The sequence below is a fragment of the Arthrobacter globiformis genome (assembly GCF_003261175.1).
Taxonomy (GTDB): Bacteria; Actinomycetota; Actinomycetes; order Actinomycetales; family Micrococcaceae; genus Arthrobacter; species Arthrobacter globiformis_A.
The window spans coordinates 76,218-83,201 of sequence record NZ_QLNP01000042.1 but is presented as its reverse complement, the minus strand read 5'-3'; the positions used below and the strand labels follow the sequence as shown (position 1 = coordinate 83,201).

Annotated in this window: 9 protein-coding genes; 2 read left to right on the top strand and 7 right to left on the bottom strand. The window is 64.7% G+C overall.

Annotation, left to right across the window (positions count from 1 at the left end):
- A partial coding sequence (locus DBZ45_RS03770) for an OpcA/G6PD domain-containing protein (RefSeq protein ID WP_190242991.1) occupies positions 1-199 on the top strand: 199 nt, incomplete at its 5' end.
- Complete coding sequence (pgl, locus tag DBZ45_RS03765) at positions 189-1,007, top strand: 6-phosphogluconolactonase (protein ID WP_111902623.1); 819 nt, start codon at positions 189-191, stop codon at positions 1,005-1,007. The genes DBZ45_RS03770 and pgl, both read left to right, overlap by 11 nt.
- On the opposite strand, the gene DBZ45_RS03760 is transcribed toward pgl, so the two are convergent.
- The 7 genes from DBZ45_RS03760 to whiA all read right to left on the bottom strand — a co-directional run bounded on the left by DBZ45_RS03760 (position 978) and on the right by whiA (position 6,976).
- Positions 978-1,355: an RNA polymerase-binding protein RbpA gene (locus DBZ45_RS03760; RefSeq protein WP_111902622.1), complete on the bottom strand. Its 378-nt coding sequence runs from the start codon at positions 1,353-1,355 to the stop codon at positions 978-980. The genes pgl and DBZ45_RS03760 overlap by 30 nt on opposite strands.
- Positions 1,356-1,508: 153 nt before the next feature.
- On the bottom strand, positions 1,509-1,766 hold the full coding sequence (secG, locus tag DBZ45_RS03755; RefSeq protein ID WP_111902621.1) for a preprotein translocase subunit SecG: 258 nt from the start codon (positions 1,764-1,766) through the stop codon (positions 1,509-1,511).
- A gap of 49 nt (positions 1,767-1,815) precedes the next feature.
- Entirely contained in the window at positions 1,816-2,631 is an 816-nt protein-coding gene (gene tpiA / locus DBZ45_RS03750) for a triose-phosphate isomerase (RefSeq protein ID WP_111902620.1), read from the bottom strand.
- A gap of 97 nt (positions 2,632-2,728) precedes the next feature.
- Positions 2,729-3,955, bottom strand: a complete 1,227-nt coding sequence (locus tag DBZ45_RS03745) for a phosphoglycerate kinase (RefSeq protein ID WP_111902619.1) — start codon at positions 3,953-3,955, stop codon at positions 2,729-2,731.
- Between the two features lie 10 nt (positions 3,956-3,965).
- On the bottom strand, positions 3,966-4,976 hold the full coding sequence (gene gap / locus DBZ45_RS03740) for a type I glyceraldehyde-3-phosphate dehydrogenase (protein ID WP_102974296.1): 1,011 nt from the start codon (positions 4,974-4,976) through the stop codon (positions 3,966-3,968).
- Between the two features lie 262 nt (positions 4,977-5,238).
- Entirely contained in the window at positions 5,239-5,862 is a 624-nt protein-coding gene (locus tag DBZ45_RS03735) for a superoxide dismutase (RefSeq protein WP_076803204.1), read from the bottom strand.
- 133 nt (positions 5,863-5,995) lie between these two features.
- Positions 5,996-6,976, bottom strand: coding sequence for a DNA-binding protein WhiA (whiA, locus tag DBZ45_RS03730; protein ID WP_003805560.1), 981 nt, complete (start codon positions 6,974-6,976; stop codon positions 5,996-5,998).
- Positions 6,977-6,984: the final 8 nt, after the last annotated feature.

Below are 6,984 nucleotides of genomic sequence, written 5' to 3'. Positions count from 1 at the left end.
CTTCCGCCCCGGCCTCTCCATCGCCGAACTCACCCAACCCGGCCAACCCGCACAACGCATCTCCCTCCCACGACGCAGCCTCCGCGACTGCCTCGCAGAAGAACTCCGCCGCCTCGACCCCGACGAGGTGTTCGGCGAAGTGATTACTATTGGACTGCCACGTACCAATCTAAGGAGTGTCCGTCCCAGTGAGCGCTGAGCCCAGAGTAAGCATCCATCCTGACTCTTCCGTACTCATGGCCGCCATTGCGGCCCGACTGATCACCAAGCTCGTGGATGTGCAGGACCGGTTCGGTGAAGCAACGGTGGTGCTTACCGGAGGCACGGTGGGCATCGGAACGCTGAAGGCAGTAGCGGACTCCCCTGCCGCTCCCGCGGTGGACTGGGCCAAAGTGAACTTCTGGTGGGGCGACGAGCGCTTCGTCGGCTCGCAGGACCCGGACCGCAACGCGCTCCAGGCCCAGGAAGCTCTCCTGAAGCACATTAACGCTGATCCCGAGCGCGTCCACGTGCCCGGCTCGACGGATGACTTTGAAACGCCTGAACAGGCTGCAGAGGACTACGCACAACGCCTCAGTGATGCGGCAGCTGCCGAGCATGCCGCGGATGCTTCGGACGACCGTCCCGAGGAGCCCGGCCGGCTTCCCCGGTTCGACGTCGTCCTGCTGGGCGTAGGCCCGGACGCCCACGTGGCGTCCCTGTTCCCGGAGCAGGGCGGCATCCGCGAGAAGCAACTGACTGTGGTGGGAGTGCGCAACTCCCCCAAGCCCCCGCCCGAGCGCATTTCGCTGACCCTGCCGGCCATCAACACCTCGGCGGAGGTGTGGATGGTGGTTGCAGGCGAGGACAAGGCCGGTGCGGTGGGCCTGGCCCTGGCCGGAGCCAATCCCGTGCAGGTGCCCGCGGCCGGGCCGGCAGGCCGGTCCCGGACGCTGTGGCTGATCGACGAAAACGCAGCCTCGCGCGTACCCGAGCAGCTAGTCAGGAAGGCGCCGGCTGGCTCTTAGCCGCCTCAACGCTCCAGCCAGGACGTCTTCGGCGTCTTGGCTGGAGCGTCTTTCTTTAACGTAATCCAGATGGCTTTTGAAGCCTTCTTCCTGGGCTTCGCCGGGTAGCCCGGCACCGGGGTTGCGCGACGACGGCCGGCCGCACTGGCGGCAGTCCCACACATCCGGAATCTGGTCGTCCGGCAGCTTAAGAAAAACAGGCCGCGTCTCGTGTCCCATGGCGCACCAATAGGAGACACAAATACGCGGCAGGGGCTCCCCGAGAGGATCATCCCCCTGGTTCTTCAATCCGGCCCCTTGAATGACACCCACGCGGGTGCCGCGGAATCCTGAAGAGGAATGCACCATGGGAACTCCCTCGCTACTAATGGCGGCGCTGCCGTTAGATCCGATAGCCACAGTTTAGTCCGGAGTTCACCCTCGCGGCAGGAAAAAGCCCGGCCCAATCAGGAAAGGATCCTGGTCGGGCCGGGCTTTTCGTGCTGGCCGGCTGCCTAGGCGCTAGGAGTCAGCCACACCTGTGAAGCGCATCAGGAGACCGAGGGCGATGATGACCACGCCCCAGGTGATTCCGAGGATGATGGTGAACCTGTTGAGGTTGCGTTCAGCAACGCCGGACGAGGACAGCCCCGAGCTCATTCCGCCGCCGAACATGTCCGAGAGGCCGCCGCCGCGTCCCTTGTGGAGCAGGATGAGCAGGGTCAGCAGAAGGCTGGTAATGCCCAGCAGGATCTGCAGAATCACATGAAGAACGTCCACGACGGCCTTTCCAAAGTTGGTGGATGCGGGAGCGTGCCAGATGAACGGACTAGTCCGTTACGAGGTGGCTCTCGAACTTCACAATATTAGCAAACTCAGCGGGATCAAGGCTGGCACCGCCCACCAGCACGCCATCGACGTCACGCTCCTTGAGGATGGCGGCGACGTTGCTGGCCTTGACCGAACCGCCGTACAGCAGACGGACCTTGCCGGCCACGTCGGCGTCGAACAGTTCGGTGAGCTCGGCACGGATCGCGGCACACATTTCCTGGGCGTCCTCCGGGCCTGCAACCTCACCGGTGCCGATGGCCCAGACGGGCTCATAGGCGACGACGAGCTCGGCCGCCTGCTCGGCGGTGAGGCCTTCGACGTCGGCGCGGAGCTGATCCAGGGTGTGCTGGACGTGGGTGCCGGCCTGGCGGATCTCCAGGCCCTCCCCGACGCAGAGGACGGGGATGAGGTTGTGGCGGTAGGCCGCCTTGACCTTGGCATTCAGGACTTCGTCCGACTCAGCGTGGATGGTCCGGCGTTCGCTGTGGCCCACGAGGACGTACTTGCAGCCGAGCTTGTTCAGGAACTGGCCGGAGATGTCACCGGTGTACGCACCGGAGTCGAACTGGGACAGGTCCTGGCCACCGTAGGCGATGTCGAGGTCGTCGCCCTGGACAAGGGTCTGCACGCCGCGGAGGTCGGTGAAAGGCGGGAAGACAGCGGCTTCCACGCGGCTGTAGTCGTGCTTGGCGTCGGACAGTGTCCAGGCCAGCTTCTGCAGGAGGGTGATGCCCTGGACGTGGTCCATGTTCATCTTCCAGTTGCCTGCGATCAAAGGCGTGCGGTCAAAGGTGCCGTTGGTTGACGTAGTCACGTTGTTCTCCAAAAGTGCCGGTCAAATGTGCTGATCATGTGAACAGCCGGCAGGGCGCCTTCGCGGTGCGAAAGGTGCCCTGCCGGCTGGTATGTCTTTAGCGGTCCAGAACGCTCAGGCCGGGAAGTTCCTTGCCTTCAAGGTATTCCAGGCTGGCGCCGCCGCCGGTGGAAATGTGTCCGAACTGGTCATCGGCGAAGCCGAGGGTGCGGACCGCAGCCGCGGAGTCGCCGCCGCCCACCACCGTGAACGCATCCGTCTCCGTCAGCGCCTGGGCGATGGCACGGGTGCCAGCGGAGAACGCCTCGAACTCGAAGACGCCCATGGGGCCGTTCCAGAACACTGTCTTGGCGCCCTTGATTTGCTCGGCGAACGCCCGGGCAGACTCGGGTCCGATGTCCAGGCCGATGCCCTGGGCCCCGAAGCTGCTGCCTTCGATGGCGTCGGCGCTGACCGTTTCGTGGTCGGCGTCGGCGGCGAACTTGGCTGCCACCACGACGTCCGTGGGGATCACGAACTCGGTGCCGGCGTCGGCTGCGCGCTTGAGGTAGTCCTGGACGACCGGGATCTGGTCCTCTTCCAGCAGGCTGCCGGCGACCTTGTGGCCCTGGGCTGCCAGGAACGTGAACAGCATGCCGCCGCCGACCAGGATGGTGTCAGCCTTGCCGAGCAGGTTGTCGATGACCGCGAGCTTGTCCGAAACCTTCGAACCGCCGAGGACCACAACGTAGGGACGCTGGGTGTCTGCGGTCAGCTTGCGGAGGACCTCCACTTCGGTGGCCACAAGGTCGCCGAGATACGACGGGAGCCGGGTGGCGACGTCGTAAACGCTGGCGTGCTTGCGGTGGATGGCGCCAAAGGCGTCGTTCACAAAAGCACCGTTGTCGCCGGTGAGTCCCACCAGTTCGTCGGCGAAAGCGCCACGCTCGGCCTCGTCCTTGCTGGTCTCGCGTGCGTCGAACCGCACGTTCTCGAGCACCAGGACCTGGCCGTCCTGCAGCGCAGCTGCCTGCTCCTTGGCGGAGGACCCTACCGTGTCGTCCGCGAGGGAGACGGGGAAGGAGGCCAGCTCGGCCAGGCGGGCAACCGCCGGCTTGAGCGAGTACTTGTCTTCAGGGGCGCCCTTGGGGCGGCCAAGGTGGGCTGTTACCAGCACGCGGGCACCGGCGTCCGTGAGCTTTCCCAGCACTGGCAGTGAGGCCCGAATGCGGCCGTCGTCAGTGACTGTAGAGCCGTCGAGCGGCACATTCAGGTCACTTCGAACCAGAATGTACCGCCCGCGGACACCTTCAGCGATCAGTTCGTTGAGGGTGTGAGATGTCATGTAGCTAACCCTAGCCCAGCTTTGCCGCGACAAGCTCCGTGAGGTCAACGAGGCGGTTTGAGTAGCCCCATTCGTTGTCATACCAGGAAACAACCTTGACCTGGTTGCCAATAACCTTGGTCAAACCGGAGTCAAAGATGGACGAGGCGGGATCGCCGACGATGTCCGAAGAGACGATCGGGGCGTCGGTGTAGGTCAGGATGCCCTGCCACTCATCGGACTCTGCAGCCTTCTTGAGCGCGGCGTTGACTTCCTCGACGGTGGTCTCGCGGGAGACCGTGACGGTGAGGTCGGTTGCGGAGCCGGTGGGGACCGGAACGCGGATGGCGTAGCCGTCCAGCTTGCCCTTGAGCTCCGGCAGAACCAGGCCGATGGCCTTGGCGGCACCGGTGGAGGTGGGGACCATGTTGATGGCGGCGGCGCGTGCACGGCGGAGGTCGTTGTGCGGGCCGTCCTGCAGGTTCTGGTCCGCGGTGTAGGCGTGGACGGTGGTCATCAGGCCGCGCTCGATGCCGAAGGTGTCGTTGACAACCTTGGCCAGCGGGCCGAGGCAGTTGGTGGTGCAGGAAGCGTTGGAGATGATGTGGTGGTTCTCGGGGTCGTACAGGCCGTCGTTGACGCCCATCACGATGGTGATGTCCTCGTCCGAGGCGGGGGCGGAAATCAGGACCTTCTTGGCGCCGGCCTCGATGTGCTTCTTGGCGGCAGCTGCCTTGGTGAAGAAACCGGTGGACTCGATGACGATGTCGACGCCGAGGTCCTTCCAGGGGAGGTTGGCGGGGTCGCGCTCGGCCAGGACCTTGATGGCGTTGCCGTTGACGACGAGGTTGCCTTCCTTGACCTCGATGGTCTCGGCCAGGCGTCCGCCGACGGAATCGTACTTGAGCAGGTGGGCCAGTGCCTCGGGGCTCGTGAGGTCGTTGACGGCAACGATCTCAAGGTCCGCACCCTGAGCAAGTGCAGCGCGGAAGTAGTTGCGGCCGATGCGGCCGAAGCCGTTGATACCAATACGGGTGGTCACTTTTTGTCTCCTTTGTGCCTTGGAAGCACAACTAGTTAAGCGGGCGTTCAAGCCAACTAACAGATCCCGCACGCCATTGGGCAGAGATATTTTTCAGATCGGAGGGCGACCAGCCTCATTGCTGAAGGCTAACCGCCTTCCGTGATCCATCTTACGTTTAAGTAGGTCCGCCCCCGCAAGTGCGGGGGCGGACCGTCCAGAATTCGGCCCTAAAGTGGCCGAATGTGAAGTTTGTTACTGCTATGTGTATGCGGGATCACACTTAGAGGGTGATGAGACCCGTTGCGTTCGCGCGTGCCGCGGCGAACCGGGCGGACACATCGGCCCAGTTGACGATGTTCCAGAATGCCTTGACGTAGTCAGCCTTGACGTTGACGTAGTCCAGGTAGAAGGCGTGCTCCCACATGTCCAGCATCAGCAGCGGGGTGGTGCCCAGCGCGACGTTGCCCTGCTGGTCGTAAAGCTGCTCGATGACGAGGTTGCCACCGATGGGCTCGTAGGCCAGGAAGCCCCAGCCGGAACCCTGCAGGCCGAGAGCAGCTGCGGAGAACTGGGCGCGGAAGGCATCGAACGAACCGAAGGCGTCGTCGATGGCAGCGGCGAGCTCACCTTCAGGCTTGTCGCCTCCGTCCGGGGAGAGGTTGTTCCAGAACACGGAGTGGTTGACGTGGCCGCCGGTGTGGAAGGCCAGGTCCTTGGAAAGGCGGTTGATGTTGGCGAAGTCGCCCTTTTCGCGTGCCTCGGCCAGCTGGGCCAGCGCGTTGTTTGCGCCCGTCACGTACGCGGCGTGGTGCTTGCTGTGGTGCAGCTCCATGATCCGTGCAGAGATGTGGGGCTCGAGCGCTGCGTAGTCGTAGCTGAGTTCGGGCAGAACGTACTCGGTCACAAAATCCTCCAATGTCGTGGACAGTTTGTCCGGTTTTGCTAACTCTCGGATTGTGCATCCCGGATGACGGGTCATCCGGAAAACTCCCATGGCGGCAACAGCCGCCACCTGGTCTTGATTCTATGGGCGCCGTTTACTCGTCCAGCATTTCCGGCGTCACATTGGCATCCGTGCCCGGGATGCCAAGATCCGAGGCGCGTTTGTCCGCCATGGCCAGCAGCCGGCGGATGCGCCCGGCGATGGCGTCCTTCGTCATGGGCGGATCCGCGAGCCGGCCAAGTTCATCGAGGCTGGCCTGCTTGTGGGCCACCCGGAGTTCGCCGGCGTACTTGAGGTGGTCCGGAACGTCGTCGCCGAGGATCTCCAGGGCCCGGTCCACCCGGGCGCCGGCGGCCACGGCGGCCTGCGCGGAGCGGCGGAGGTTGGCGTCGTCGAAGTTGGCGAGGCGGTTCGCAGTGGCCCGCACTTCCTTGCGCATGCGCCGCTCTTCCCAGACCATGAGTGCGTCGTGGGCCCCCATCCGGGTGAGCAGCGCGGCTATGGTGTCGCCGTCGCGGATAACGACGCGGTCCACTCCCCTGACTTCCCTGGCCTTGGCTTGGATCCCCAGCCGCCGGGCGGCGCCGACCAGTGCGAGGGCGGATTCCGGACCGGGGCAGGTGACCTCCATGGACGAGGACCGGCCGGGTTCCGTGAGTGAGCCGTGCGCCAGGAAGGCGCCCCGCCACACCGCTTCGGCGTCAGCCGCTGAGCCGTTGACGACGACGGACGGCAGCCCGCGCACAGGCCGTCCCCGGCCGTCAAGAAGGCCGGTCTGCCGGGCCAGCGCCTCGCCGTCGCGGACGACGCGGACCACGTACCGGCTGCCGCGGCGCAGGCCGCTGCCGGAGACGACAATGATCTCGCTCTGGTGCCCGTAGACCTCGGCGATGGCGGCGCGCAAGCGCCGGGCGGTGGAAGCCAGATCCACCTCGGCCTCGATGACGATCCGGCCCGAGATGATGTGCAGTCCCCCGGCGAAGCGGAGCATGGCCGAGACCTCAGCCTTGCGGACTGATGATTTCTTGATGTCCAGGCGGGAGAGTTCTTCCTTGACTGATGCTGTCAGTGCCATGGCACCTT

Bases quoted from the DNA above. Each gene is read 5' to 3' on its own strand.
- DBZ45_RS03760 (WP_111902622.1), bottom strand. From the start codon at position 1,355: ATGGTGCATTCCTCTTCAGGATTCCGCGGCACCCGCGTGGGTGTCATT.
- DBZ45_RS03745 (WP_111902619.1), bottom strand. From the start codon at position 3,955: ATGACATCTCACACCCTCAACGAACTGATCGCTGAAGGTGTCCGCGGG.
- whiA (WP_003805560.1), bottom strand. From the start codon at position 6,976: ATGGCACTGACAGCATCAGTCAAGGAAGAACTCTCCCGCCTGGACATC.